Source organism: Methylophaga sp. (assembly GCF_048266885.1).
Classification (GTDB): domain Bacteria; phylum Pseudomonadota; class Gammaproteobacteria; order Nitrosococcales; family Methylophagaceae; genus Methylophaga.
This window is the reverse complement of record NZ_JBLWYR010000008.1, coordinates 86,442-111,957: the sequence shown is the minus strand read 5'-3', so window position 1 is coordinate 111,957 and position 25,516 is coordinate 86,442. Positions and strand designations below refer to the sequence as shown.

Sequence of the window (25,516 nt, the reverse complement as noted above, 5' to 3'; positions counted from 1 at the left end):
ATAAGACTGTACTCGCTGGTTCTTTTCATATTGTTGTATCGCGGTATTTACATCGCTAATTTCGGTTCGATTTGAGTAAATATTTCGTGCCTGACTTAATGCTGATTTGGCCGCTTCAATACGTCCCTCTTCAACCGCAGTATACGATTGAGCGATAAGAGATTGAAATTTCTGATTATTAAGTGCAGTTTGCAATTGCTGAGCGCGTTGCTTCAGTGCTTCTCTTTCGGGCGTTAGCGTTAATAATTTGTTGATTAAATTCAGCTCAGTCTGTGGATTATTTTCTACTTTAGCGACTTCAATTTGTTCAACTAACGAAGCAATCTCCGGTAATTGCTCAATTCTTTCTGCTAAAGCAGAAGCCTCGTTAGAACTAGCATCCAACATCTGTGCTTTGGAAATCGCTGACTTAGCTTGCTCATATTGGTTGTTATCAAAAGCCTGCACTGCATCTTGCATCGCGGCCGCAAATTGATTCTGACTTTCGGTGATGGCAGTTTCAGCCAGTTGAATAAGCTGGTCTAAGGTAGCTTTTGCCTGTGCATATTTCGCTTCACCAAATTGTTTAACAGCTTCTTTTTCAGCATTAATTAGGCGATCGGCAAGGGGTTTATCCCACTTCTGCAGATCAATCTTATCTAACTCAGGTTTAACTGTATTTTCGAAATGGGCATAGGCTTCAAGATAGGCCTGACGCAGCGTTTCACTATCCTGAGAACTCTCAATCGGCGTAGCAATTTCATCAACTTGTGGTGACGACTCTGTCTCAGTTTCAGTAGAAATTGTTTTGGGCGCTGAAGCCCAAAGCATCAAGGCCAAACAAACCACGCTTAACAACACAATAATGAGCAGCGTCTTGTAAAATAATTTTCGTTTAGCGAGCTTAGCCTCAGCGATTTTCTGCGTGATCATATTGTTGAACTATTTCCTGACAGTTTTAGAAGCAGCACTGTAAAACAAAATGTTTTTACAATTGAACATCAGGGGTCGCTTCTAATTGATACATGCGATTAAGAAAAGCTCGCCATTGTTTGAACTGTTCTTCAATATCACCAGTTAATTGAACGGATTCTTCTTCATAAGTCATCACTTGAGGCGCCATTTCAAGATTAACGGATTCACCTAATTCGTTTAACGCTTCTTGATGAAACTTAGCTTCTTCACGTGATTTAAAACCACTGGTAATCAGCACTGCACCACCAATACCACCAGCAACCGTAGCGAGATCTCGGCCAAAGCGTGGATCGTTAGAACTGCCTGACGTTGCGGCAGCAACAGCAGCACCGATTAACACCGCCCCGCCAATCATTTTCCAGATACTTTTGGTTTTGGCTTCTTTACGTAGTTGCATTTCAGTGGCACTGGCTTCCTGCCAAGCAAGATAACTGGAATCCATTTGCTGCGAAAAAGCACTGTAATTCTGTTGCAGGTTATCAACAAATAACTGCTCACGAACCTGAACGGATTTGACGCGCTCAAACATCGGATCAGCATCGCTAGGCATGCTCACCAGTTTGATTTGCTTGCCACTGGTATCAAGATGTTCCATAAAGGCCTGTTCATTGAAACTGGCCGCGAAGCGAAGATCATTGATATTTTGCAATTGCGCCAATTCGCTTTGCTTTTGTTTAAGCAAGGCTTCGATAATTGCTTGCGCCGCTTTATCAAATGCCGGATCGTAAGGATCCTTGCCCTCATTACGTGGATTTTTGTAAAAGCCTTCACCAACCTCATGTTCAATGGTGTCGTTTAACCACTGCTTACCACTGGCATCAACCACATTTAGGCGAAATTCAACCTCCTGGCCATTCGATTCAATGATTTCGCCAACGGCAAATAAATCCCCGGATGCCGTGCTGTTCGGCGCTACTCTTACGGCACCAAACTTGCCACTTTCATCTAAAGCCGTTTTAAGTTTGTAAGCAAATCTATTCGCTTCAGCCCGTCTTAATTCCGGCCAAATGCCCTCTTCTTCGTATTCAGCAGCTGTGGCTGAAAGGCCTGGTGAAAAAACCGGAATAATAACGTCCAATTTAACGCCCTGATAAGGTATTTCTTTGTTTTGTACTTGGGCGGATGCGAGTTGTGGCCCAGTTTTTAAATTACCTGATGAAGATGACGTAGTTGCACAACCTGTCAGCACATGTGTCAGGACGATCATGTAAATCAGGAACTTAGACGGTGTTCTAAAATTTTCAATCTTCAACAACGTTCATCCCCTTATATTTGCGATATTCATTCCAGAGTTTCTTTTTAATTTCTGGATCTTGTTCAGCTTCTGCAGCAAGCCTGATTTGTGAGGCAATAGCATCGTCATTATTTGCTGACGGAATGTCTTCTGGGATCGCACCATTTTGTGAACCACCGCCTGATGGAACGCTTGTTCCACTCTCATCCTGATCATAGGAACCGTCATAAGAATCAGTAGCTGCCTGGGAAGACTGTGACTCGACACTTTCTGGCTCTGTTCCTTGCATTTCCTGACTCGCTACCGAGTTATTTCCGCTATTACCACCCTGACTCTGACCTCCACCTTGAGCACCACTATCATTGCTAGTGCTACTATCAGCAGAGCTACTATTTGGATCAGTCAATTGGCATGATTCGAATCGGTTAACCGAATCAAAAAAAGCTTTTTCCATTAACGCTAATCGTTCTGCTCGAGTCAATTCCGGGCTATCACTGTAGCGAATATCAGCCTTTCCACAATCCACTGTTGCCTCAGTCGATTCATCAGCATCGGCTTGTATACTGACAAAAAAGAGCGTGGACAATACCATAATTGCCAATTTATTCAGCGAGAATAATTTCAACAAATTAGGATGCATGGAGTTGGGTGTTTGCATATGAATATTTTTAATCCATTAACATTATTAAGAATAACCAAAGCTTTATTGTTAAATAACCTTTGGTAAAACTTTTGTCAGTGTATGACAGTGATAAGTTTTCACTGATTCCCAGATGACTGAATGGTGTAACGGTTTATTAATGAAATTCTCGACTACCAGTCGTTTTCAATCATAGCAGTTAAATGCATTTATGGATGGAAGCTGAACAACTAATCAACAGTAAATGCTTTGACAGCACATCTATGTAGAAAAATTCAAAATCAGGAATTACTCCCAGCGTTATGACTCTCTGCTTCTGTTAGGGTAAGCAGCATTTTTTATGTCGGGGAAAAACATGAAATGGGTTGGTATTGCAGTTTGGCTGTTTAGCTTTCAGGTGATGGCACAGTCGGTTCACTACGAGGTAAATAACGAACAGTTTGAGGGGTATTTTGTTACGCCTGGTGATGCAGCGCCTTTAGTCATCCTTATTCATGACTGGGATGGTGTAACCGAATATGAAATCAAACGTGCCAATATGCTTTATGAAGCAGGTTATGCCGTATTTGCCGTGGATATTTATGGTGCAGGTGTTCGACCCGTCGCTATAGCCGATAGAAAACATCATACCGGTGAATTGTATCGTGATCGTCAGCGTATGCGAGACTTGATAAACGGCGGTATTGTTAAAGCTAAACAGCTCGGCGCAACCACCGAGAATGCTGTCATGATGGGATATTGTCTGGGCGGAACGGCAGTGCTGGAAATGGCACGTTCTGGTTTGCCAATGAAGGGGTTTGTAGCCATTCATGGCGGTTTAGGCACCCCTGACGATCAAAATTATAAAGACGTTCAAGCTGAAATTCTGGTGCAACATGGTTCAGCTGATGCCAATATTTCAATGCAAGAGTTTGTCATGTTGAGTGCCGCTATGGATAAGGATGGCGCACCCAATGAAATGATTGTATATGGCGGCGCCCAACACTCTTTTACCAAAGCCGATAATCCGCATTACGATGCAGATGCTGATCATAAATCGTGGCAGCGCTTGTTAACGTTTCTGGATGAAAAATTGCACTAAAATCACTTACGTTCCCATTCCGGGGCGTGGGATCGAGTTTAAAAAAGTTTCAATTTCAATCATCGAAAATTACATACAGATAATTCACATCAACAAGCGGATACTTGTCTTATGAAAACATCCGCTTTGGTTATTGGTGGCAGTGGGCAGATCGCTCAAGCTATCATTGAAAAATTACTGACCTATTTGCCCCCTGAAAATATTGTGGTGATTAGTCGTGGCCCACGACCTGATAAATTTGCAGGCGTTATCTGGCACCAGTCTGAATATGACGAGCCCAGCATGAACAAACTGGCCATGCAATTTTATGATGAACAACGTAATTTTGAAAAAGTGTTTATTTGTCATGGTGTTTTACATGATGGTGATGTAAAACCCGAAAAGCGTCTGGAAGAACTCTCTGCAGATTCTATCAATCACATCCTCAATATCAATACCATAACGCCAGTGCTTTGGTTGAAACATTTGTTACCCGTTCTAAAGCAATCCGCGAACTGTCAATTAACTATCTTCAGCGCCAGAGTGGGCAGCATCAAAGACAATCATATGGGTGGTTGGTACAGTTATCGGGCCAGTAAAGCGGCGTTAAATATGTTGTTAAAAACAACGGCTATTGAATATGCGCGACGTGCCAAACAGGTGAAGTTGATTGCCTTTCACCCCGGAACGACTGATACCCCGCTTTCCCGCCCCTATAGTGCCAACGTGCCCGAAGACCAGTTATTTAGTCCAAGCTTTGTCGCCGACAGGCTGTTTGAAATATTAAAAAACTTGCCTGCTGATGGTGAATTATCGTTTGTTGACTGGCAAGGTAAATCCATAAAATGGTGATTAGGCCTCTTTACGCATCTTGTTTCTGTTCACGCGCATCCAATCGGGCGTATGCCTCCTTCTCGTGATGAATATCGCTAATCAGGCCTCGATGCATGGCGACGGAAATAGCTTCCTGGTTCTGAAATCGCTCTCCATCTTTAAAGAGCAAGTCGAGTAAATCTCTTGCTGGCATATCAAGATATTTAGACAGTTTTTGTGACTCATTGGAAAATTTTTCTAAAACTTCAGGATGTTGCTGCTGCACATTGAGAATTGCCAAATTATCAATAATGCCCAGCTCCTTTGCTGTCGCAGCACTTAACCCATTATCCTGCACAAATCGTAAGCTAGTTAGTCCAGTCAATTGATGAAAGGTGTTTTGCACTAGATTTAGATCAGCATCCCTTCCCGCTAACGCTACTCTCAACCATTTCAAACGATGACGCGCCAGAATAATCATGCTTTGTTCTATTTCTTTGCTCATAGACTTCAGCTCCTTTGTATTTCATAGTTCCTTGTTATCACAGCGAAGTACTTCCACACAAGCTATACACAATAATGGGTATCAACCTTTCGTATAAATTGTTTGTATTGACGTTTTATAAAAACCTGATTACAAAAACTCAAATCCAACTTGAAACATTTTTTCCACTTCATCTACATCATGCTGATCAGTTAAAAAGATAACTAAATGATCACCACTTTCAATCTCGATATTTTTTTCGGCAAACAAAATCTGTTCTTTACGTAAAATTGCCCCGACAGTAGCACTTTTGGGCAGTTTCAATTCTGCCAAAGTTCGGCCGACCACTTTAGAGGTCTGTTTATCACCATGAGCCACAATCTCAATAGCTTCTGCGGCTCCCTGTCTTAATGAATGCACCGTGATGACATCACCTCGGCGAATATGCGTTAACAAAGTGCCAATGGTGATTTGTGCTGGCGATACAGCAATATCAATGCTGGTGCCTTCGACTAGTTCTACATGGCTGGCTTTACTGATGATGGAAAATGTTTTGCGAGCCCCTAAACGCTTCGCTAGCATCGCTGAAAGAATATTAGCTTCGTCATCGTTGGTAACGGCACAAAATACATCGGTTTTATGGATATTTTCTTCTTTAAGCAGATTGGCATCACCCACATCGCCGTGCAACACCAGACTATGATGCAGATCTTCAGCAATTACTCGGGCACGAGTTTCATTATGTTCAATAATTTTGACGTTATGCGACTTTTCCAACCGCTGTGCTAGCTGTTTACCAATCTGTCCGCCACCAGCAATAAAAATACGCTTATACGGTTGGTAATCTCTTTTGAAAACTTTTACCAACTCACTGATTTGATGTTTTTCAGCCAGAAAAAACACTTCGTCATCTGCTTGAAGAGTAATTTTCCCTCCAAGTGGCACCGCGCGCTCATCCCGAAAGATGGCGGCGATACGCATTTGTACTCTAGGTAATATATCCAACAGATCATGTATGGCTTTACCGTCCATTATGCTTTCAGCATCGACTTTTACAGCGACTAATCGCGCGCGATCACCGAAAAAAGTCAAAACCTGCAAAACTTCAGGTTGTTCTATTAGATGGGTAATGTAGTTAGTGACTAATTGTTCGGGGCTGATAATGACATCAATTGGCACAGCATCAAGAGCAAACAAGGCAGGATAGTCTAGATAATCCGTGGCCCGAATACGCGCCAGTTTTTTCGGTGTATTAAATAACGAGCTGGCAATCTGACAGGCAATCATATTGATTTCATCATTATGTGTTACCGCTATGAGCATATCGGTATCTTTAATACCAGCCTTTAACAATGTACTTGGATGAGCGGCATGTCCCACCACTGTGCGAATATCCAGATGCTCTTGTAGCCGTTCCAGCAATGCAGGGTTTTGATCAATGACTGTGACATCATTACCTTCATTAACCAAACTTTCAGCCGTAGAACCACCCACTTGTCCCGCGCCTAGAATAATTATTTTCATCTGCTAAAACCCTCGTTAATTACGCCAATAGGCTGGGAGAAATAAGATCAATAAGGTGAATACTTCCAGGCGGCCGACCAGCATGGCAAATATACCCAACCATTTCACCGTGGCATCCACCGTAGCAAAATTAGCCGCCACTTCGCCCAATCCCGGCCCCAGTAAATTAATGGTGGCGACCACCGCTCCAAATGCTGATACCAAATCTAAACCAGCTCCCATCATCGCCACAGTAAGCACTAAGGCTGTGACAATATAAAGCACATAAAAACCCCAAATAGAAAACAGTACGGTTTCAGATATTGGCCTTTTGCCAAGCTTAACCACTGATACACAACGAGGATGAATCAACAACTCAAGTTGTCGTAAACCCAGTTTGGCCAGCAACATGATCCGCATGACTTTAATACCGCCCGACGTTGAGCCAGCACATCCACCAATGAATGACAAAATCACCAGAATTAATGGGATATGTAATGGCCATTCTGCAAAAACAGCTGTGCCAAACCCGGTGCTGGTCATAATGGAAGCTACTTGAAAAGCCGCATAACGAAACGCTTCCCAACCTCCCGCATAAGCACCTGAAAAATACAGACTGACCGCGATAAAAATACTGGCAAAAACAAATAACAAACCAAAGGTACGAACTTCTGGATCTTCGGCATAAGGCGTCATTAATTTGCGTCTCAACACTAAAAAATGCACAGCAAAATTGACTCCACCCGCCAACATAAACAGGATGGCAATAGCCTCTATAAGTGGACTGTCAAAATAACCAATACTGTCATCATGAGTAGAAAAGCCCCCCGTTGCCACTGTAGTAAAGGCATGTCCGACAGCATCAAATAAACTCATGCCTGCAAACCAGTAGGCCAATGCACAACAGGCCGTGAGCAACACATAAATAAGCCACAATGAGCGTGCGGTTTCAGCGATACGTGGGGTTAATTTTTCATTTTTAGCCACACCTGAGGTTTCAGCGCGATATAACTGCATCCCACCGACACCTAATAAAGGCAAAATCGCGACGGCCAAAACGATAATGCCCATACCGCCTAGCCATTGAATTTGTTGCCGATGATAGAGAATAGATTGCGGCAATTGATCTAGGCCAACTATTACCGTTGCGCCAGTTGTAGTAAAACCGGAAATTGATTCAAACACAGCATCGGTGAAATTAAGATGCAAACTAAGATAGAACGGTAAAGCGCCTACTAAGCCTAGTAGAAACCAGAATAATGTCACCACCAAGAAACCATCTCGAACCGACAACTCTTGGCGTTGATAAAAATTGCCCAACCACAACACAAAACCTAACAAAAATACTGTTAACGTTGAGCCAATAAAAGTAAGCCATTGTCCATCAGCGTAAAGTAACGACACAATTAAAGATGGCAGAAAGCTTAGGCTGTAAAACATTAGCAGCAGGCCAAATAACCGAAAAATGGCACGCCAATGCATTATTCAGCTACTCCATTCAAATCTGCCAGCTGATAAATACCCGGTGTTTTATTTTTGTTAAACGCATAATCAAAACACGGCATCAATTTATCCATCCAAATCATTTATCGTGTAAAGATTATTCGTGACGATGATCGGATAGTCAGCTAAAAAAAAGATAAAATTTTTATAAAAATTTTACTTTTTTAATAACGAATTCTTGTTAAAACTAACGTTAAAATTAACCACTAGAAGCGACGTTGCTATGCGTTTTATACATCCCCACTCCTCTACCAAACATTATCTGCTGGCAATCGGATTGATTACGGTCATAGTGCTATTTGCACAAGTGCTCAATCTTTTTGTGCCCTATACCAGTTTGTTGTTGTTTTTTCTTGCCGGTGTATTGCTAATCTCGTCTAAAACCAGTTTTGGCCCAGCATTATTAAGCAGTCTACTGAGTTTTTTGAGCTTCAATTATTTTTTCACTGAACCCTATTACAGTTTTAATATGCTGCATAAGGCCGATGTAGCTACTTTGCTGCTGTTTCTTATGGTGGCTTTGATGACCGCGCATTTAGCCACGCAAATGCGCGAAGCTCTAGCGAAACAAGACGTGGCGTTAAACCGGCTATCGCATTTCTATGAGTTTAGCCAAACGTTATCGTCGGCCACCGACACTGAATCGACTATCGAAATTTTAGGACAGGCTTTACATCGAGTTTTGAATAACGATGGCCGTGTAGTGATAGCCACTCAACAAAATTCACAATTGATACTGCACTCAACTGAGGTTTCCAGTGGGCATCCTGGTGTAGAGGTGTTTAAGCACATTTTTGCTAAAGCATTGGAGGCAGAGTTTTGGCACAAAGGCTGGTTATTTTTCCCATTGCGCTGGGATGCAAAGCAATTAGGTTTAGTTGCTATTAATGAGCGTATTAATGACAAACAAATCGCTGCAATAAAAACGTTCTGTCAGCTTACCGCCGTCGTTTTACAACGAACCAATTTGGTCGCTGAATTGGCACACACGAAGTTAACGGCTGAAACGGAGCAATTAAGAGTTACATTACTCTCTTCTGTTTCCCACGATTTGCGAACGCCACTTTCTTCTATTATTGGTGCAAGTTCATCGCTACGAGAATATTCTCAACAGCTATCGGCTGATGACCAACAGATGTTGCTGCAAACTATTGAGGATGAAGCGCACCGATTAGATCGTCACATTCAAAATCTGTTGGATATGACACGATTAAGCCAAGGAAAGCTGAACCTGCATCGGGAATGGATGGATATGGATGATCTGGTTAATGGCGCAATAATTCGATTAGGTCATCAACTGGATAATGTCGAGCTAAAACTCGAATTAGCCGAAGATACCCCTATGCTCTATGTACAGGGATTACTTATCGAACAAGCCATTTTTAATCTGCTGGATAATGCCATCCAACATCATACGAGTGCGTTAACCATCAATTTAAATGTTCATCATGATGAAGATTGGATAACGTTAGATATCATGGATAATGGCCCGGGCATCGCTGAATCGGAAAAAGAGAACGTATTTAATATGTTTTATAGTCTCGCTCACGGCGATCGGCATGAAGCCAACACTCAAGGCACAGGCATGGGGTTGGCCATTTGTCGTGGCATGATCGAAGCCCATGATGGTCAAGTGATGGCGTTGGACAATCCCTCGGGTCAGGGCACGCTGATGCGAATCATGCTGCCAAACACACCTTTAAATTCTAAACTCAATTAAATATCAATATGGCCAACATATTACTCATTGAAGACGAAGCCCAGATTAAGAAGTTTTTAAGAATCAGTCTTGAAGCGCATCAATATCAGGTTCTTGAAGCTAGACTCGGTGAACAAGGGTTGGCCATGCTGGTCGAGCAGCAGATTGATTTAGTTATTCTTGATTTAGGTTTGCCGGATATGGATGGCCAGGAAGTGATCAAAGCCCTGCGTAAATGGTCGCAGGTTCCGATTATCGTGTTATCAGTACGTTCCAGCGAAGAAGAAAAAGTGCAAGCATTAGATGCTGGCGCCAATGATTACGTCACTAAACCTTTTGGCATTAGTGAGTTAACGGCTCGTGTAAGAGGCTTACTGAGAATAAATGACAACCCGGTTTTTTCTAACAGTAAACGTGAATTAAATGGACTGTTTATCGATTTAGCAGAATACCAAGTAAAACTGGATGAGCAGTTGATTCATTTATCACGTAAAGAATTTGAGCTGCTTCGCTTGCTTACCGAGCAACCCGGACATATTGTGACGCATCGCTATTTAACTCAAGCCATCTGGGGTGAAAGCTTTGTGGATGAAACGCATTATCTGCGTGTTTTGGTGCGTCAACTTAGGCATAAACTAAACGAAGAGCCGGTAAAACCAAGGTTTATTGAAACCGTTCAAGGTGTGGGTTACCGCTTTAAATTTTAAATTTGATAGTTTATCCCGCATTAAATCTCGCCTGTATCAATACGACCGGAGGTCGTATTGATACAGCACGAAATAATTTAGACATCATAATTACTAGCTGAAATATCCCCACCACGCCCAGTCCAATTAGTATGGAAATACTCTCCCCTAGGTTTATCCAGACGCTCGTAGGTATGCGCGCCAAAGTAGTCCCGTTGCGCCTGTAACAGGTTGGCTGGTAATCGTTTACTGCGATAGCCATCATAAAATGACAAGGCACTGCTAAATGTGGGTGCCGGCACCCCAATCTCGATGGCTTTAACAACGGCTTTTCTCCAGCCAGGTAAAGCTTCGCTGATGGCTTCAATAAAGAACTCATCCAATAACAGGTTTTGCAGGTTTGGATTACGTTCAAATGCATCTCGAATTTTCGATAAAAACTGGCTGCGAATAATACAACCGCCCCGCCACATCATTGCAATGCCGCCGTAATTCAGTTCCCAACCATAGGTTGCCGCTGCTTCACGCATCAGCATGTAGCCTTGAGCATAGGAAATGATTTTGGAGGCATATAATGCATCTCTAATCGCATCAATCATTTCCCGTTTGTCGCCAGTAAAAGGAACGGCTTCAGCAGGTAACACCTTTGAAGCAGTCACTCTTTCATCCTTAAGAGCCGACAAACAGCGGGCAAAGACTGCTTCCCCAATTAACGTTAAGGGTGTGCCCAAGTCTAAAGCATTCATTCCGGTCCATTTGCCCGTGCCTTTTTGTCCAGCTGTGTCCAGGATATGGTCGATCAATAAACTGCCATCCGGTTCTTTAACGCTTAGAATGTCACGTGTAATTTCGATTAAGTAGGAATCTAAAACACCTTCATTCCATTCAGCAAATACCAGTTGAATTTCATCACCTGACAACCTCATACCTTCTCGCATCATCTGATAAGCTTCACAGATCAGTTGCATATCGCCATATTCAATACCGTTATGCACCATCTTTACATAATGACCTGCCCCATCATTTCCTACCCAATCACAACAGGGTTCACCATCAACTTGTGCAGAAATGGACTGGAATATATCTTTTATTGCAGGCCAGGCAGCCTTGTTACCTCCAGGCATTAAAGATGGTCCATGGCGTGCACCTTCTTCTCCACCAGATACACCACTACCGATGAACAAAATGCCTTGTTGATGTAATTCCTGAGTACGACGATCGCTATCATTAAATAAAGAATTGCCACCATCTATAATGATGTCGCCTTTCTCTAAATAGGGTAAAAGCTGTTGGATAAAGCTGTCGACAACATCACCGGCTTTGACCATCAGCATCACTCTTCGGGGTTTTTGCAGTGATTCGGTAAACGTTTTCAAATCATGGCAGGCAATAATTTGCGATTCTTTTGCAGGCCCTTGCATAAACTCATCAACTTTACTGACTGTTCGATTGTAAACTGCAACTTTGAACCCTTTATCGTTAATATTTAAAGCCAGATTCTGGCCCATTACAGCAAGTCCTACGACACCAATATCAGCGATTTGCGTGGCTATATTCATATGATTAAAACCTTAATAATGTTTGTTGTTTTGTCTCGTAGGTAAGTTACCGACATAAAAACAATCTGTAAAACGGCTAATTTATGAAAAAACAATCGTTAAAACCGATAAACAACCACATTTAAAAACTTTGTTTAGCGAACATTTATTGATAATCTTCTAATAATTGAGCGCAAAAATGTGATGCAGTTAACATTTTTTGTGCAGAACAGCTTATTTTGATTCACTTATTGTCAAACAAAAGCGCAATAGGAATGTTTGCAGGTTGTTGTAATTAGTTGTTATTTCCATTTTCCTTAGAAAAACATAGGTAATACTTCCCGTCAAAACAGGAATAATTCATTTAATGATTGTTAGGTTGGAGGTGTAAAAATAAGCACGTTACTTACCCGTTAATTCAAAATTGGTTTAACTGCAACAATGACAAAGTAAAGATCAGGGAGATATCAATATGGCAAGTTATTATCTAGATTCAAATCCTAACCTACCGAATAAAGGGTGTGATGTTCACCATGTATGCCCAGAATCATGCCCCAATTTACCCCCAATGATTGAACGAATTGATTTAGGTGATTTACCAGACTGTAAAACAGCAATTCATGTTGCCAGGAGAAAGTTTTATAATCAGGCCCATCTAATTAATGAATGTTCCCACTGTTCGGACTCCACTCCACACTAAACTCCTTAGTGAATGTTTCAGCAGCAAAACGCTGACAACATTAAATTCCCCACTTTTTTATAATTTCTTTGGTATCTGCTCGCAAAGGATTTATGCTTTGCGAGCTAGATTACCGAGGACTTAATATGTCTGAACCCAATATCATTCCAAACCCAGAACCACAAACTAATCACAGCCCGGATCAAGCTAAAACATTGACCATCGTTATTTATGCTTTGCAAGCGGCATCATTTGTTGTTGGTTTGACCTTTTTAGTTGCCGTCATCATCAATTACATCAAACGTGATGATGTGCGTGGTACTTGGTTGGAATCCCATTTTCGTTGGCAAATCCGCACCTTTTGGTTTTGCTTGTTATGGGGTTTAGTGGGTGCTTTGTTAAGCGCTATTGTTATTGGCGTATTTATTCTGCTGGCAAATGCAATTTGGGTAATTTATCGAATCGCCAAAGGCTGGATTAATGTTGCCGACAATAAACCCATGTACGCGGACCAGTAATAAAAAATGCTTTGGGGCATGGGTTGAATTCTAGCAATGGCATTTTGTTTTAAATCAATTGCCATTATTCATGTTAGGCTTTGCAGTCTTTCTACTCTAAACACACGTACTACTGGATTGTATGACCAAATATCTCACTATCGCACTGCTGCTTTTTACTAGTGTTTCATCTCATGCTACACAAGTTTTCACCAACCCCAAACTGAACGGTAACCCGACACCAGAAGGAGCTGATATTGCTTTATATGTGCTGGATGCGGCTAACGGTAAAGAGCTTTATTCAGAGCGCGCCGAACAATTTCAACAACCGGCTAGCTTACAAAAAATCATTACCGGTTTGGCGGCACGCTTAGTTCTGGATAGCGATTTTCGTTTCGAAACCACTGTCGAAACGACTGATCGGGATGTCATCATTAATTTTAGTGGGGATCCCACTTTTACTCGCACTCACTTGCGTGCATTGATTGAAAAACTCAAACTCAAGCAAACTACTATTCAAGGGAATCTCTATTTAAATGGTGGTGCATTTGATACCTCTGAACGTGCGGTGGGTGTAACTTGGGACGTGATGGGCGTCTGTTACAGCGCGCCATCAAGCAGCATCACTATGAATGGCAATTGTGTATATGGAAAAATCGAAGGCACCACACCTGCTCCGGTAAAAGCCTTGAAAGCTAGTGGCTCTCCATATATCGATATTAGTGCCGACGACATCATTATACGAGAAGGTATAGAAAACCAAAGTATTGACTGTGATCTCAAGCTTGCCACCGATAATCGTAATCAATATTCACTGAATGGCTGTGTTGGCTCGCATCGCTTGCCAGTAAACTTTCATTTAGCAGTTCAAAATACCACCCTGTATTTGAGTAAGATTTTGCAGGAAGAATTGGATCGCGCCGGTATCCGTTTAAATGGCAAAATTATTCGAAATGATAAGGCTGCTGGTACGGTTATAGCATTGCATCAATCTGAACCGGTTATGAAACTCATCGATATTATGATGAAACGCTCTGACAACCTGATCGCCGATAACCTATTTAAAACAGTTGGACGTGTTTATTTCAAACAAGCTGGTAGTTATGAGAATGGTGCCGCAGCTGTCAAAGCTGTCTTGAAGGAAAAAGCCAATATTGATTTATCACGTGCCGTCATTATGGATGGTTCAGGTTTATCACGAAATAATCGCGTGACAGCAAAACAGTTAATACAGATTGTGCAGTATATTTTCGGCCATAAAGAACTTGGATTAATCGAAACGCTGCCTGTTTCAGGTCAATCTGGCACTCTTCAATATCGTAGCAGTTTGGTCAATGCGCCTTTAACTGGCAAAGTAACTGCTAAAACGGGTTCTATTTATGGCGTGTATAACCTGGCAGGAAAAATCGTCACAAAGTCAGGTAAACCATTGTATTTCGTACAATTACTTTCTAATTATCATCCAGAAAGTGATAACCGTAATATTGCTCGTAAACCGTTAAGAGACTTTGAACGCGGTTTCTATGAAATGTTATATAACACCAATTAAAAATTTATCCGGCAGATTTTTGCTATAAAAAAACCCTCTTTGCTTGCACAAAGAGGGTTTTTTATTAAAAGCAGGTTTAACTTACCAAGCAGACTCACCTGTTTCAGGATCATACATTTCATGATGGATCGTGTTGCGGTTGGCAATTAGCTCATCAATTGTCGGTGAACCAGACATAGCCCGTTTAATCGCCAGTTTCATCGCTTCATAGTTGGTGCGGTATAAGTCTTTACGATCAACATCTGGGTTGGCTGCGGCATCTGGTGAAATCCAAATCATCGCCACAATACATAAATCATCAGCATGTTCTTTAGGTATAACGCCTTCAATCACACTATCCAATACCGCATCAGCAACTGCTGACTGGACAGGTCCACCAAACAACGCCACATAACTTCCTGATTTAATAGTGACTTTAGGCACAATCATGGTGGCAGGTTTAACTTGTTGATTGGTCGCACGAATAGCAAACATACGTGTATGACCTTCGGTTTGCCCCATCAGATTTGCAAATGCCTGACCAGCAGGACCTTTGGTGCTGCCGATTAAAATTTCTGGCATTGCATCCGTGCCTTGATCTTCACTGGCAAATACGGTGGCTTCAGCGGTTCTAAACCAAACTGGTTCTGTCATAAATAACTCCGATAATTATAAGAAAAAAACGTGCCATTCTATGTTGATGGTATCAGTGCCCGCAAGCAATAATCCAAAAGGTGTAATTGCCCATAATTTAACTGACAACTTTTGCGTTAAGCAGACCCAACTTACGCAATAATCAACTAGGCCGGTAGATTATTTATTTCTATTCCTTCAACATTAATGGAGGTCATTTTATGTTTAATATTTTACAACTTAGAACTGTTATTCGATTACATGAATCACTTTAGTCATTTGCAAACGTATTACAACGAGCAATATCTCCAGTCTCAAACCCCGTAGTAAACCACTGCATTCGCTGATCTGAACTGCCGTGAGTAAAGGAGTCTGGACTTACATAGCCTTGTGACTGTTTTTGCAAAGTATCATCCCCTATCGCACTAGCCGCTCGCAAGCCTTCGTCGATATCACCGGTTTCTAATAACTGCCTTTGATCATTGGCATGGTTGGCCCAAATACCGGCAAAACAATCAGCTTGAAGTTCTTGTTTTACGGAAAGTTGATTGGCTTCAATTTCACTTAACTTGCTGCGAGCCGCATGAACTTTGCCAGAAATCCCCATCAACGTTTGAATATGATGCCCCACCTCATGAGCAATTACATATGCCTGGGCAAAGTCACCGGGCGCTTTGAAACGATTGCTAAGCTGATCAAAAAAGTCGAGGTCCAAATAAATTTGTTGATCACTAGGACAATAAAAAGGTCCAATAGCCGATTGGGCTGTTCCACAAGCAGAACGGACAACTCCACGAAACAAGACTAAACGCGGTTCCTGATAGCTTTCTCCATTTTCGTTAAAGATATTACTCCAGGTCTGTTCAGTGTCAGCCAAGACCACCGAGACAAATTCAACTAACTCTTTTTCTTCTGGAGACTCATTTAACGACGTTGTCGAAACGCTGCTGGATGGACTTCCACCAAGACCAAGAACATACAGCATATTGCCGAGAGTCCCAGTAAAAAGGCCATAAGCCAAGACCCCGACAATTAATAGCAAAGTCCCTTTAAAGCCAAGAAAACGAAATACCATTGGTAACAACCTTAAGCCACCACCTGCAAGGCCTCCCACTCCAGAAGTTCGCATTGATCTACGGTCTTCGATATTGCTGCTTTTTGGCCGCCCTTTCCAACGCATAATGTATTCCTTGAAATATTGATGGATAAACACGTCTATCTGGTGAACAGCATAATCCCATTTAAAGCTTTTAAGCTGAAATAAAACCATGCCTCTTTTACTTCTATTTCACGCTGTATTCACCCGAAGATAGGTATTTTGCATGTCATATTATTTAAAGAGTATCCATGATGAGCAACAATAAATCAGCAGCACCGGTAAAAAATCTCATCGAAAGCAAACGATTGCCTTGCAGAGGGTGCACTCACGATTGTAAAAACTATGCTTTTTGTGATGGCAAGCCTTGGAGACAAGCTCAAAAGGAGGCAGAAGCCGGCTCTAAAATCCATTAGCTCAAAAAAAACCCAACAAACTCGTTATCTGTTGGGTTTTTAATAATGAAACACTGTCTCTGTCTCAATTTTTAACTGACTTTAATTAATATTGTTGACCAATACCCTGCTCTGTAGCTTCATCTAATCCGCTTGGATCACTTTCTAGGTCAATTTCGTCTGGCTCGACATCATTTAGATCGTCATCATCTTTTTTACGATTAATCTCTCCGGTTGATTCTGGATTATCGGCATCATTACCTTCCTCTTCGCCATAAGGGTTTTCGCTCCATTCCGGATCCACTTGTTGATCTTTATCTAGCTTATCTGCCAAGGCAGGCAAAGCAATAAAACTTGTAACAACTGTGATGACCAGTAAAAAATGTTTAATCATGATAATCCCCAATATTTGTTGTGTCGGTTGTAGTCTTTTTGCAAAGGCATGGATTTGATACCAGTTATAACGATTATTTAGATCTGGTTAAGCCTCTAGCTGGATATTTCTCATCTACTCTTTAGATTCACTTTGAATTGATTCCCAAAATAAATCTAACCATTACTTTGATTAATAGCTTAGAGCAATCCTTATGCCAGCAGTTTAGATTTGTGATTTCGGGGCTGTTCGAAAGAGATAATTAAAGAGAATGCTGATTGTGAAACACTTTACCTATAAATTTTTCTCTTACTACTAGTAATTTTTACCCATATTTCCTTTTCTTTTATGTATTTATTTTTCAAAAAACGATGCCTTATATCTAGTCCAGTAAGACTTGACCACTGGTTTGTAGTTAAGGGTACACAACTTGCAACATGCCTTAGGTAAGCACTCTCATAATGAATTAGGAATACAAAAATGACTGACTCAAAAGTGAAATATCAAGATGCCATAACGTTACTGAAAAAGGACCACAAAGAAGTAAAACAAGCATTCTCTCAATATGAAGAATTAGGCCCAAAGGCTTATGTCGGTAAGAAAAAACTGGCAAATAAAATTTGTGCTGATCTTACCTTACACACTCAGCTGGAAGAAGAAATCATCTACCCCGCTTTTCGAGAAAAATTAGCTGATTCGAAAGACCTGGTTAATGAAGCAAAAGTTGAACATGACAGTGCCAAGGTCTTGATTGAAGAAATTCAGCAGATGGAAGCTGATGCAGAATTATTTGATGCCAAAGTGAAAGTACTTTCTGAATACATTGATCATCACGTGAAAGAAGAGGAAGACGAAATGTTTCCATTGCTGAAAAAGAGCAATGTTGATCTTTTGGTGTTGGGTGAAAAACTTACTGAACGTAAACAACAGCTTAGTAAGTCTTAATTTCATCACGAGTTGAACCAATCAGTCAGAGCATTCTTTATGAATATTATTCATGCAGGAAAAGCACAAATGGAATGGGCCGCCCTAAAAAAAGAAGCTACTGTTTTTCCAATCTATTCCATGCGTAAAGCTTGGGATGTATTAGAAAAGGAAATTCAAGACCTTTCAACCTACCCTAATAAAGCGAATAGCCAATCCATTTTGTTAGGCAAAATTGATATGGGAAGTATCACTGTATTAGATCCAAGGCTAGGAAATCTTATTCACAGCCTGCAATACACCAAACTGAGTATTGAGGGGATTCAATCCCCTCCTACTTCAATGATTGTTGAATATATTCAGGCTTGTGAAAGAGTTCACTGGATATTGGATAACTATCGAAAACTCGCCAGCTAATTCGACCTAAAACTAATAATAAAAGGAATTAACAATGGCAAAACTTGTTAAATGCAAAAGGTGTGAATATCCAGTCGCTAAAACAGCCAAGACTTGCTTACAGTGTTATAGCAAAAATCCAGGAGTTACCACCACTCATTATTTAATTAACGTGATTTTTGTAATATCAGTCGTCGCTGCGCTCATGGTACTTTACAAAATCTCTTATGAGGAGCCCTTGATATCTCTATCAGATATTGAAGCAGCTGGATTTGATAAGCGTTATCAGCGGCAAACATTAATCGATAATGCCAAGACGGGATGGGTGGGTGAATGGCAAAGTGAACGCATTGAGCTATATCAATTCGCCGATACCATTGCAGTTGATTTGGAATTTTTTTCTAAACATGCAGCACCCGATAATGTATTTGGCTGGAGTGATGCGTGCATTCATAAAAATATCATTGTACTCAGTGAAGGACGTAGTGCGTGTCAGATGCTAAAAAAAGCTCTAATTTGAATTTGGCTGTTAAAAAATAAAAATATGGTCTTTTGAAAAAAATGAAAACGTAGCGTGCTATCCTTATTAAGCTTCAAGCCGACACTGAGAAATCGACCTGAAGCTTCTTCATCCTTGAAAAACGCTACGTTTCATAACTACTCAAGCTACATTATTAAATCAGTTTTATTGTCCTTGCTCTCTTGCTGGATCACCTTCACCCATTTCATGTGCTGGATGCTTGGCATTACCATCTTCTGATTTGTTTTTGTCATACGCTTCTTTATCTGGCGTCACAGATTTATCGTCTCTATCGACATTGTCATAGGTTTTAGTATCACCTTGATTTTTGTCTTTTCCATGATCATCTGCCAGAGCAGGGGTAGCAGCAAATGCTGCAGCTAATGCGGTTGAAAGAAATAGTTGTTTTAACATTTCATTCTCCTTATTGGATATCGGCATTATTTTATGTTTGCCAAATTTTAAGCAATCAAGGAAAGTGCCGATGATGCATTCCTTGTATTGCATACATCGCAATCCTTGTGCCAAATAAAAACAAGCCATCAGATCCATCACAATATTACCCATTAACCTACATATATATTATTATTTTTCAGTTAGTTAGGATGCAATAATAAAGTATTCTTTAAACAATTTAGCTTATTAATAATTAGGAACTTTCCATTATTAAACTATGGAAAAATCATGTAATTTTTACAAATCAAAAGGAAAAGTTTCAGGTTGTCAAAATTGAGTTTGTGCCAATGGGATAGATAATTTTTTTCTGTTAGTAGCATCGAGGAAGTAGCGATTTAATGGCTATATATGACTCATGGTCACGCAATGTTAGCCTTAGATGATTGGGTTTAAGCATCATGTGAGAGTTTCAATCGCTTAGGGTATTTTGTTTGAGTGGAGAAAGGAGCAAGGCGTTAATTCTTGGCTTTGATTTTATGAATTAGCACTGACACGTAACCGTAAGATCTTTGATAAAAAGTTATTACTCACAATTTTACACCGTGCCTTCCAATGCCATTCTGACCTTATTCGCCAATTCTTCACGGTTATAGGGTTTGGATAAAAGTAATACACCAGGATCCAATCGGCCATGATGCACAATAGAGTTCTCGGTATAACCCGAGGTATATAAAACCCGCAGTGTAGGTCGTAACTTGACTGCGTTCTCGGCAATTTTCCGACCGTTTAAACCATCTGGCAGAATGACATCCGTCAACAACAAGTCAATAGCTCGGTCTGATTCAATGATCTGCATGGCCTGTTTACCATCACCGGCAGAGACAACGTCATAACCTAAGACTGTCAGTTGTGACACAACGTATTCACGCACCAATGCATCATCTTCAACGACCAATATATGTTCATGTCCCATTTGTATGTCGGCGGCTTTCAAAGCCTGATTAGTTACTTCAAGTACATTATCAGTTACAACGGGTAAATACAGCCTGACCGTTGTGCCTTGTTCATGTTCTGAATAGATATTAACGTGCCCGTTACTCTGCTTGATAAAGCCATACACCATCGCTAAGCCTAGCCCCGTTCCTTTGTCTTTAGGTTTGGTTGTGAAAAAGGGTTCAAAGACTTTATCGATTTTGTCGGATTCAATTCCACATCCGGAATCGGATATTGCAATAACGACATAATCACCGGAATCAATCTCGTGGTTTTGGGCATATTTTTCTGGAAGATGCGTATTTTGAGCTTCGATAACAATTTGGCCACCTTTCGGCATCGCATCTTTGGCATTCAAAGCAAGGTTAAGTACAGCATTTTCAAATTGCCCTGCATCTACCATTACCCGTTGTAAATGATCGTCTGAAATCAATTGAATGGAAATCTCTGCCCCGACAGCTCGTTCGAGTAAAGGCCACAATAGAGCAATTAATTGCTTAACATCGACTGGCTTAGGATCGAGAGGTTGTTTACGAGCAAAGGCCAATAAACTACGGGTTAGCTCTGCTCCACGATAGCCCGCTTGCAAAACCATCTCGGCTAATGGTTTGAGTTTGTTTGAATCATCAAGTGTCTCAGCAAGAATTTGCGAATTACCAATAACGACAGTCAACAAATTATTGAAATCGTGCGCTACCCCGCCGGTTAATTGTCCTACCGCCTCTAAACGTTGAGATTGGCGAAGACGGTTTTCCAGTTCCATACGCTCAGATATGTCCTGAAATGCGCCTTGAACCCCAGTTATCTTGCCAGCGCTATTTCGAACTGCTTCGCCTGATGAGCGAATCCAAATCTTTTCCCCAGCTGTATTAAGGATTTGTAATTCAACATCATAAGGTGTGCCATATTCAAAACACGTGTTGAACAATTCTTTTATCCGAGGTCGATGCTCAGGAATATAAAAGGAAAGCCCCTCTTCAATACTTGGGGAATAACCGTTAGGTTTACCATGAATTTTAGCGACCATATTTGACCACTTAACCTGATGACTGGCCATATCAACGGACCAACCACCAAAACGAGTGACACGTCCAGCGATCTCTAATAAATTGGCTTGTTTTGTTAATTCACTTTGCTGTTGAATGATCTGTTGATTGGCTCGATCTTTTTGATCTAAAAGTGCATTGAAGGCAATTGACAACTCCGCCATTTCATCTTTACCAATAACCTGCGCGCGTGCATTATCGTCGTTTTCAGATATTCGCTTAATGGTGTTGATTAGGCTTCGGGTTGGTATCGCAATGCGTTGATATATGATGCTAAATGCGATGACGCACAATACACCAAAGATCAGTGCAGATAGCATAAAAACAAACAAAATCCGGTTGATATGACTTTGAATAATTTGTTGGTTTTCTTGTATCAATTGATCTATGGCGCTCTCAATAGCAATCCCATGATCAGCAACTTGATTAATAAGTAACCTTGATCTTAAGGGTAAGGCCAATGGGTTAAGGAGGTAATCATTATTAATTTCATCTATATTTTCGGGTGTTGATTGATAAGCATCTTCTAACGATTTGATTAAATGATCTATATGACGCACTGCACGCTGTGCGTTAAATTTCCCTGTCTCCAAACTTGATAGTTCGGCCTGGATTGTACGAGCATCCGTTATAAACGCTTGCCAAAACTTTTCATCTGGCCGAAATATTAATAAATTGTCGCTACCAACCGATAGCGCATCAATTTTATGATTAATTTTTCCAAGGTAATCGACTTCAGCACGTTTTAGCTCGACTTGCTTATAACTCCATGTGGCTAAAATAATTAAAAATAGTAGCCCAAACAAACACGCGCTGATAAAAACGAGAGACATTTTTATCAATTTCATGGCTGAATATCATCCACTTTGACTGTGGGGATCTTGACTGAAAATGGTTGGACAGCTCGCAAAGGTTCTGGAGCAAACCAAGAAATAACATCGGTTTTATTTTCTGAACCCGGAAAGTTATTAAGTTTAGCCCATTGAATTCCTTGATTGAACTCTGAAATAAGTGACCAATTTAAATTTAACTGATGTAATCCTGGTTCATAATTGTTACCGACAAGACCTACTTTAGTCATCTCCTCGCTATACATTTTCATTATGTTTTCGGTGTCAGTATGTATGACACTTATTGCTTCAGCATATGCTTTGAGTAATTGCTGACAATATTCAGGATTCTCTTCAACCATTTGCCGGGTAGTCACCAACAGCCATTTAGCAGTGTGTACATGGCTACCCTCAATTTGTTTGATCTTATCGCCATATTTAGCAATAAGATGATTTGTCCACGGCTGCCAAGTGACAATTGCGTCGACTTTTTTATCAATGAGCGCTTGCCCCAACTCTTTTGGCTCTAGATCAATTATTTCTACGTCATCAAATTTAACTTGGTAGAAAGTCGAATATAACCACCATATATATTCCGCATTGGAGCCTTTAGCTAAACCAACCCGACCGCCTTTGAGGTCATAAACGGTTTGTATGTTTTTATCTGTGGATGATGTCAGTATTTGATTCATCAACGTAGAATGCAAAAGATTTCCCAATATAACGGGTTCGTTCACAGGGTGTTCCATATAAACGTTGGTTAACTTATCTAACATGAAGGGAGTTGGTGCCATTAAGGCGAAATCAACTTTACCGGCTTTTAAATCCTCAAGACTTTGCTTGCCAGAATCATTAAAACTGATTTGCACATTTAAATGATGTTTTTTGAAAATTTGATCTTTATCAGCAACTAAGGTGGGTAAATCACCCAAATAATTTACCCCTGCAATGCGTAATGTGGGTTCATCTGAGTTTTCTGAACCACAAGCTGATAACACAATGACCAGTAATATCAATACGCTTTTTAAGCCCATCTTAGATCCCATCATTGGTCATATGCTCATGTTATTTATTGCGTACCAATTCACTCTGACTTTAATTATTTTCCAACCGGGTGTTATTTAGCTTTAAATATTCCCTGTTTATAACCCACAATAAACTATTTTTGTATCCAATCCTTCATTAAACTTATAACAGAGAAGAAACCGTTCGCGATACATCTTCTGCCCCTTGTAATATTTCAGTCATTACAGAAGATACAGCCGTTAACTGTTCGTTACTGTCCATTGCACGTTGTTTCACGCTCTCCATTTTTTCTGTGACATCATGGGTCAACTTACGATTTTTTCGCACAACTTCTTTAATCTCTTCAGTTGAAGTGCTGGTTCTGGAGGCGAGTTTTCTTACTTCATCTGCGACTACTGCAAATCCACGTCCTTGATCACCAGCACGTGCAGCTTCAATCGCCGCATTTAATGCTAGTAGGTTGGTTTGTTCAGCAATGTCGTTAATCGTAGAAACAATATTTTCAATGTTTTTGGATTCGTCATTTAACTGCTCAATGTTGGCGGAAGTCTCAGCAACATGTTGCAATATCGAGGTTGACATTTGTACAGAAGTAATCAGTAATTCAGAACCATTTCTCGCGATTTGCGACGTTTCTTCGGCAGTTGAAAATGACATCTCAGCGGCTCGAATAATTTTATCGTTGAGCTCAACTTTAGCCGTAATGTCGCTGGCAAATTTGATTATTTTAACCACTTTACCCTTGTCATCAAAAACCGGGTTATATGAAGCTTCTAACCATATTGACTGTCCTGATGCATTTTTCCTTTCATACTGATCTGAGAAAAAACGTCCTGAATTCATTTCTGACCAGAAATTTGGATTTTCTTCATAGAACTTATCAAAGCAAAGCATTTTATGGTGTTTACCAATAAGCTCATCTATCGTGTACCCAACAGCATCCAGAAAATTGTCATTTGCTTTTAGAATATAACCATCAACTGAGAATTCAATAACAGCCATAGAACGGTTCAAAGCATTAAAGACGGCGTCAAGGTCACGAATTTTATTAACCGAGTTCGTCACATCTGATGCAATTTTAAAAATAGACGTCACTTTATTTGCTTTGTTTACAATTGGAAAATAAGTCGCTTCTAACCACACAACTTTTTGTGATTTAGTCAGCCGTTTAAAGGTGCCAGACTTTATCTTTCCTTGTCTCAGGTCTTCCCAGAAGCCTTTATATTCAGAAGATTTAGCGTAATCTGCTTCACAGAAGATTCGGTGATGTTGGCCTATTAAATCCTCTTTTTGGTAGCCTACCTCAGAGAGGAAAATATTATTTACATCAAAAATTATGCCGTTTGTGTCGAATTGGATGGTGGCAACTGAACTCTTTATTGAATCAATTAAGCTCTGTATTTCTTCATTTTTATAATACGATGTCGCCAAATCATCTTTTAATTTTTTATTAAACATAATAAATTTATCCTTAAAGTGGATTTTGTTATTTATATCATGTCACTAGCGTATTTATACACCATGAACATATACTTTTGTTGGCATATTAATCCTTAATTTGTGTGAAATTAGTGTCAATAATTAAAAAAGATTTTGAAGAAAAATCAATATCATTATTTCTAACCATGCGACTTTCATAAAATAAAAATCCTTCACGGGCAAAATAAGAATCAATGTTCATAAAAAAACTGCAACTGTTTGCTGAGCAGATGAAAATGCAACTTACTGCGTTATACCTCGCCAGTCAGCACTCGGCAGTGTCTAATTGGATAAAGTGGATGAGTATTGCTGTAGTGGCTTATGCATTAAGCCCAATCGATCTGATCCCAGATTTTATTCCGATTCTTGGCTATTTGGACGAACTACTTTTACTGCCATTGGCTATTTATATTTTAGTGAAATGCATACCTGAGAAGGTATGGCAGGAGTGTATTATTAAAGCGAAAGAGCACCCTGTTCGCTTATTCCACAACAGGTATGCTGCCAGCGTAATAATTTTCTGCTGGATAATCGTTATGTCAGTATTTGGGTATTACGTTTGGCATTGGCTAAATCATTGAATCAATCAGT

At 40.5% G+C, this 25,516-nt stretch carries 22 protein-coding genes and 3 pseudogenes; 10 read left to right on the top strand and 15 right to left on the bottom strand.

Going from position 1 to position 25,516, the window contains the following annotated elements:
* From ACN0V2_RS05795 to ACN0V2_RS05785, 3 genes and pseudogenes are all read right to left on the bottom strand, one after another.
* Positions 1–912 (bottom strand): annotated as a pseudogene (locus ACN0V2_RS05795) (hypothetical protein); the annotation flags it as partial.
* 55 nt (positions 913–967) lie between these two features.
* Positions 968–2,161 (bottom strand): hypothetical protein, encoded by a 1,194-nt coding sequence (locus tag ACN0V2_RS05790; RefSeq protein ID WP_417549846.1) that lies wholly within the window; start codon positions 2,159–2,161, stop codon positions 968–970.
* Positions 2,162–2,195: 34 nt separating this feature from the next.
* Entirely contained in the window at positions 2,196–2,846 is a 651-nt protein-coding gene (locus ACN0V2_RS05785) for a hypothetical protein (RefSeq protein ID WP_417549845.1), read from the bottom strand.
* Positions 2,847–3,183: 337 nt separating this feature from the next.
* Here ACN0V2_RS05785 and ACN0V2_RS05780 point away from each other — a divergent pair, with 337 nt between their 5' ends.
* Both ACN0V2_RS05780 and ACN0V2_RS05775 read left to right on the top strand, forming a co-directional pair.
* Positions 3,184–3,909, top strand: a complete 726-nt coding sequence (locus tag ACN0V2_RS05780) for a dienelactone hydrolase family protein (protein ID WP_417549844.1) — start codon at positions 3,184–3,186, stop codon at positions 3,907–3,909.
* Between the two features lie 111 nt (positions 3,910–4,020).
* Positions 4,021–4,740: an SDR family NAD(P)-dependent oxidoreductase gene (locus ACN0V2_RS05775; protein ID WP_417549842.1), complete on the top strand. Its 720-nt coding sequence runs from the start codon at positions 4,021–4,023 to the stop codon at positions 4,738–4,740.
* 10 nt (positions 4,741–4,750) lie between these two features.
* Here ACN0V2_RS05775 and ACN0V2_RS05770 read toward each other — a convergent pair whose 3' ends face one another.
* The 3 genes from ACN0V2_RS05770 to ACN0V2_RS05760 form a co-directional block, all read right to left on the bottom strand.
* Positions 4,751–5,206 (bottom strand): hypothetical protein, encoded by a 456-nt coding sequence (locus tag ACN0V2_RS05770; RefSeq protein WP_417549841.1) that lies wholly within the window; start codon positions 5,204–5,206, stop codon positions 4,751–4,753.
* Between the two features lie 129 nt (positions 5,207–5,335).
* Positions 5,336–6,709: a Trk system potassium transporter TrkA gene (gene trkA / locus ACN0V2_RS05765; protein WP_417549840.1), complete on the bottom strand. Its 1,374-nt coding sequence runs from the start codon at positions 6,707–6,709 to the stop codon at positions 5,336–5,338.
* Positions 6,710–6,724: 15 nt separating this feature from the next.
* Entirely contained in the window at positions 6,725–8,170 is a 1,446-nt protein-coding gene (locus tag ACN0V2_RS05760; protein ID WP_417549839.1) for a TrkH family potassium uptake protein, read from the bottom strand.
* 244 nt (positions 8,171–8,414) lie between these two features.
* Here ACN0V2_RS05760 and ACN0V2_RS05755 point away from each other — a divergent pair, with 244 nt between their 5' ends.
* Together ACN0V2_RS05755 and ACN0V2_RS05750 are read left to right on the top strand one after the other, a co-directional pair.
* Positions 8,415–9,911 carry a DUF4118 domain-containing protein gene (locus ACN0V2_RS05755; protein WP_417549838.1) on the top strand — a complete coding sequence of 499 codons (1,497 nt, stop codon included), beginning with the start codon at positions 8,415–8,417 and terminating at the stop codon, positions 9,909–9,911.
* Between the two features lie 8 nt (positions 9,912–9,919).
* Positions 9,920–10,597, top strand: coding sequence for a response regulator (locus tag ACN0V2_RS05750; RefSeq protein WP_417549837.1), 678 nt, complete (start codon positions 9,920–9,922; stop codon positions 10,595–10,597).
* 77 nt (positions 10,598–10,674) lie between these two features.
* Here ACN0V2_RS05750 and gnd read toward each other — a convergent pair whose 3' ends face one another.
* On the bottom strand, positions 10,675–12,135 hold the full coding sequence (gene gnd / locus ACN0V2_RS05745) for a decarboxylating NADP(+)-dependent phosphogluconate dehydrogenase (RefSeq protein WP_417549836.1): 1,461 nt from the start codon (positions 12,133–12,135) through the stop codon (positions 10,675–10,677).
* Positions 12,136–12,939: 804 nt separating this feature from the next.
* Here gnd and ACN0V2_RS05740 point away from each other — a divergent pair.
* Both ACN0V2_RS05740 and dacB read left to right on the top strand, forming a co-directional pair.
* The gene (locus ACN0V2_RS05740; protein ID WP_417549835.1) at positions 12,940–13,311 is read left to right on the top strand and encodes a DUF4870 family protein; all 372 of its coding nucleotides are present in this window, start codon (positions 12,940–12,942) and stop codon (positions 13,309–13,311) included.
* Positions 13,312–13,432: 121 nt separating this feature from the next.
* Positions 13,433–14,839, top strand: coding sequence for a D-alanyl-D-alanine carboxypeptidase/D-alanyl-D-alanine-endopeptidase (dacB, locus tag ACN0V2_RS05735; RefSeq protein ID WP_417549834.1), 1,407 nt, complete (start codon positions 13,433–13,435; stop codon positions 14,837–14,839).
* Between the two features lie 81 nt (positions 14,840–14,920).
* Here dacB and fae read toward each other — a convergent pair whose 3' ends face one another.
* The 3 genes from fae to ACN0V2_RS05720 all read right to left on the bottom strand — a co-directional run bounded on the left by fae (position 14,921) and on the right by ACN0V2_RS05720 (position 17,336).
* Positions 14,921–15,472, bottom strand: coding sequence for a formaldehyde-activating enzyme (gene fae, locus ACN0V2_RS05730; protein ID WP_417549833.1), 552 nt, complete (start codon positions 15,470–15,472; stop codon positions 14,921–14,923).
* Positions 15,473–15,722: 250 nt separating this feature from the next.
* Positions 15,723–16,631: a neutral zinc metallopeptidase gene (locus tag ACN0V2_RS05725; protein WP_417549832.1), complete on the bottom strand. Its 909-nt coding sequence runs from the start codon at positions 16,629–16,631 to the stop codon at positions 15,723–15,725.
* A 417-nt stretch (positions 16,632–17,048) separates the two neighbouring features.
* A complete protein-coding gene (locus tag ACN0V2_RS05720; RefSeq protein ID WP_417549831.1) occupies positions 17,049–17,336 on the bottom strand; it encodes a hypothetical protein in 288 nt (95 codons plus the stop codon).
* A 459-nt stretch (positions 17,337–17,795) separates the two neighbouring features.
* On the opposite strand from ACN0V2_RS05720, the gene ACN0V2_RS05715 reads away from it, so the two are divergent.
* The 3 genes from ACN0V2_RS05715 to ACN0V2_RS05705 are packed head-to-tail and all read left to right on the top strand — an operon-like array spanning position 17,796 to position 19,155.
* Positions 17,796–18,260, top strand: a complete 465-nt coding sequence (locus ACN0V2_RS05715) for a hemerythrin domain-containing protein (protein ID WP_417549830.1) — start codon at positions 17,796–17,798, stop codon at positions 18,258–18,260.
* Positions 18,261–18,299: 39 nt separating this feature from the next.
* The gene (locus ACN0V2_RS05710) at positions 18,300–18,656 is read left to right on the top strand and encodes a hypothetical protein (RefSeq protein WP_417549829.1); all 357 of its coding nucleotides are present in this window, start codon (positions 18,300–18,302) and stop codon (positions 18,654–18,656) included.
* Between the two features lie 34 nt (positions 18,657–18,690).
* Positions 18,691–19,155 carry a hypothetical protein gene (locus ACN0V2_RS05705; protein WP_417549828.1) on the top strand — a complete coding sequence of 155 codons (465 nt, stop codon included), beginning with the start codon at positions 18,691–18,693 and terminating at the stop codon, positions 19,153–19,155.
* Between the two features lie 165 nt (positions 19,156–19,320).
* Here ACN0V2_RS05705 and ACN0V2_RS05700 read toward each other — a convergent pair whose 3' ends face one another.
* From ACN0V2_RS05700 to ACN0V2_RS05680, 5 genes and pseudogenes are all read right to left on the bottom strand, one after another.
* The gene (locus tag ACN0V2_RS05700) at positions 19,321–19,569 is read right to left on the bottom strand and encodes a hypothetical protein (protein WP_417549827.1); all 249 of its coding nucleotides are present in this window, start codon (positions 19,567–19,569) and stop codon (positions 19,321–19,323) included.
* A 577-nt stretch (positions 19,570–20,146) separates the two neighbouring features.
* Positions 20,147–22,438 (bottom strand): ATP-binding protein, encoded by a 2,292-nt coding sequence (locus tag ACN0V2_RS05695; RefSeq protein WP_417549826.1) that lies wholly within the window; start codon positions 22,436–22,438, stop codon positions 20,147–20,149.
* Entirely contained in the window at positions 22,435–23,454 is a 1,020-nt protein-coding gene (locus ACN0V2_RS05690; RefSeq protein ID WP_417549825.1) for an ABC transporter substrate-binding protein, read from the bottom strand. The genes ACN0V2_RS05695 and ACN0V2_RS05690 overlap by 4 nt, the downstream gene beginning before the upstream one ends.
* A gap of 154 nt (positions 23,455–23,608) precedes the next feature.
* A pseudogene (locus ACN0V2_RS05685) lies at positions 23,609–23,983 on the bottom strand (methyl-accepting chemotaxis protein); the annotation flags it as partial.
* 153 nt (positions 23,984–24,136) lie between these two features.
* A pseudogene (locus ACN0V2_RS05680) lies at positions 24,137–24,904 on the bottom strand (PAS domain-containing protein); the annotation flags it as partial.
* Positions 24,905–25,119: 215 nt separating this feature from the next.
* Here ACN0V2_RS05680 and ACN0V2_RS05675 point away from each other — a divergent pair.
* Positions 25,120–25,506, top strand: coding sequence for a YkvA family protein (locus ACN0V2_RS05675; protein ID WP_417549824.1), 387 nt, complete (start codon positions 25,120–25,122; stop codon positions 25,504–25,506).
* Positions 25,507–25,516 lie beyond the last annotated feature (10 nt).

What these genes read in the sequence shown, in the direction of transcription:
- ACN0V2_RS05705 (WP_417549828.1), top strand. Translation starts at nt 18,691, where the DNA reads ATGGCAAAACTTGTTAAATGCAAAAGGTGTGAATATCCAGTCGCTAAA.
- ACN0V2_RS05720 (WP_417549831.1), bottom strand. Translation starts at nt 17,336, where the DNA reads ATGATTAAACATTTTTTACTGGTCATCACAGTTGTTACAAGTTTTATT.
- ACN0V2_RS05755 (WP_417549838.1), top strand. Translation starts at nt 8,415, where the DNA reads ATGCGTTTTATACATCCCCACTCCTCTACCAAACATTATCTGCTGGCA.
- ACN0V2_RS05760 (WP_417549839.1), bottom strand. Translation starts at nt 8,170, where the DNA reads ATGCATTGGCGTGCCATTTTTCGGTTATTTGGCCTGCTGCTAATGTTT.
- ACN0V2_RS05750 (WP_417549837.1), top strand. Translation starts at nt 9,920, where the DNA reads ATGGCCAACATATTACTCATTGAAGACGAAGCCCAGATTAAGAAGTTT.
- dacB (WP_417549834.1), top strand. Translation starts at nt 13,433, where the DNA reads ATGACCAAATATCTCACTATCGCACTGCTGCTTTTTACTAGTGTTTCA.
- ACN0V2_RS05790 (WP_417549846.1), bottom strand. Translation starts at nt 2,161, where the DNA reads ATGATCGTCCTGACACATGTGCTGACAGGTTGTGCAACTACGTCATCT.
- gnd (WP_417549836.1), bottom strand. Translation starts at nt 12,135, where the DNA reads ATGAATATAGCCACGCAAATCGCTGATATTGGTGTCGTAGGACTTGCT.
- ACN0V2_RS05695 (WP_417549826.1), bottom strand. Translation starts at nt 22,438, where the DNA reads ATGAAATTGATAAAAATGTCTCTCGTTTTTATCAGCGCGTGTTTGTTT.
- fae (WP_417549833.1), bottom strand. Translation starts at nt 15,472, where the DNA reads ATGACAGAACCAGTTTGGTTTAGAACCGCTGAAGCCACCGTATTTGCC.
- trkA (WP_417549840.1), bottom strand. Translation starts at nt 6,709, where the DNA reads ATGAAAATAATTATTCTAGGCGCGGGACAAGTGGGTGGTTCTACGGCT.
- ACN0V2_RS05715 (WP_417549830.1), top strand. Translation starts at nt 17,796, where the DNA reads ATGACTGACTCAAAAGTGAAATATCAAGATGCCATAACGTTACTGAAA.
- ACN0V2_RS05770 (WP_417549841.1), bottom strand. Translation starts at nt 5,206, where the DNA reads ATGAGCAAAGAAATAGAACAAAGCATGATTATTCTGGCGCGTCATCGT.
- ACN0V2_RS05700 (WP_417549827.1), bottom strand. Translation starts at nt 19,569, where the DNA reads ATGTTAAAACAACTATTTCTTTCAACCGCATTAGCTGCAGCATTTGCT.
- ACN0V2_RS05725 (WP_417549832.1), bottom strand. Translation starts at nt 16,631, where the DNA reads ATGCGTTGGAAAGGGCGGCCAAAAAGCAGCAATATCGAAGACCGTAGA.
- ACN0V2_RS05675 (WP_417549824.1), top strand. Translation starts at nt 25,120, where the DNA reads ATGTTCATAAAAAAACTGCAACTGTTTGCTGAGCAGATGAAAATGCAA.
- ACN0V2_RS05740 (WP_417549835.1), top strand. Translation starts at nt 12,940, where the DNA reads ATGTCTGAACCCAATATCATTCCAAACCCAGAACCACAAACTAATCAC.
- ACN0V2_RS05780 (WP_417549844.1), top strand. Translation starts at nt 3,184, where the DNA reads ATGAAATGGGTTGGTATTGCAGTTTGGCTGTTTAGCTTTCAGGTGATG.
- ACN0V2_RS05710 (WP_417549829.1), top strand. Translation starts at nt 18,300, where the DNA reads ATGAATATTATTCATGCAGGAAAAGCACAAATGGAATGGGCCGCCCTA.
- ACN0V2_RS05690 (WP_417549825.1), bottom strand. Translation starts at nt 23,454, where the DNA reads ATGGGCTTAAAAAGCGTATTGATATTACTGGTCATTGTGTTATCAGCT.
- ACN0V2_RS05785 (WP_417549845.1), bottom strand. Translation starts at nt 2,846, where the DNA reads ATGCAAACACCCAACTCCATGCATCCTAATTTGTTGAAATTATTCTCG.
- ACN0V2_RS05775 (WP_417549842.1), top strand. Translation starts at nt 4,021, where the DNA reads ATGAAAACATCCGCTTTGGTTATTGGTGGCAGTGGGCAGATCGCTCAA.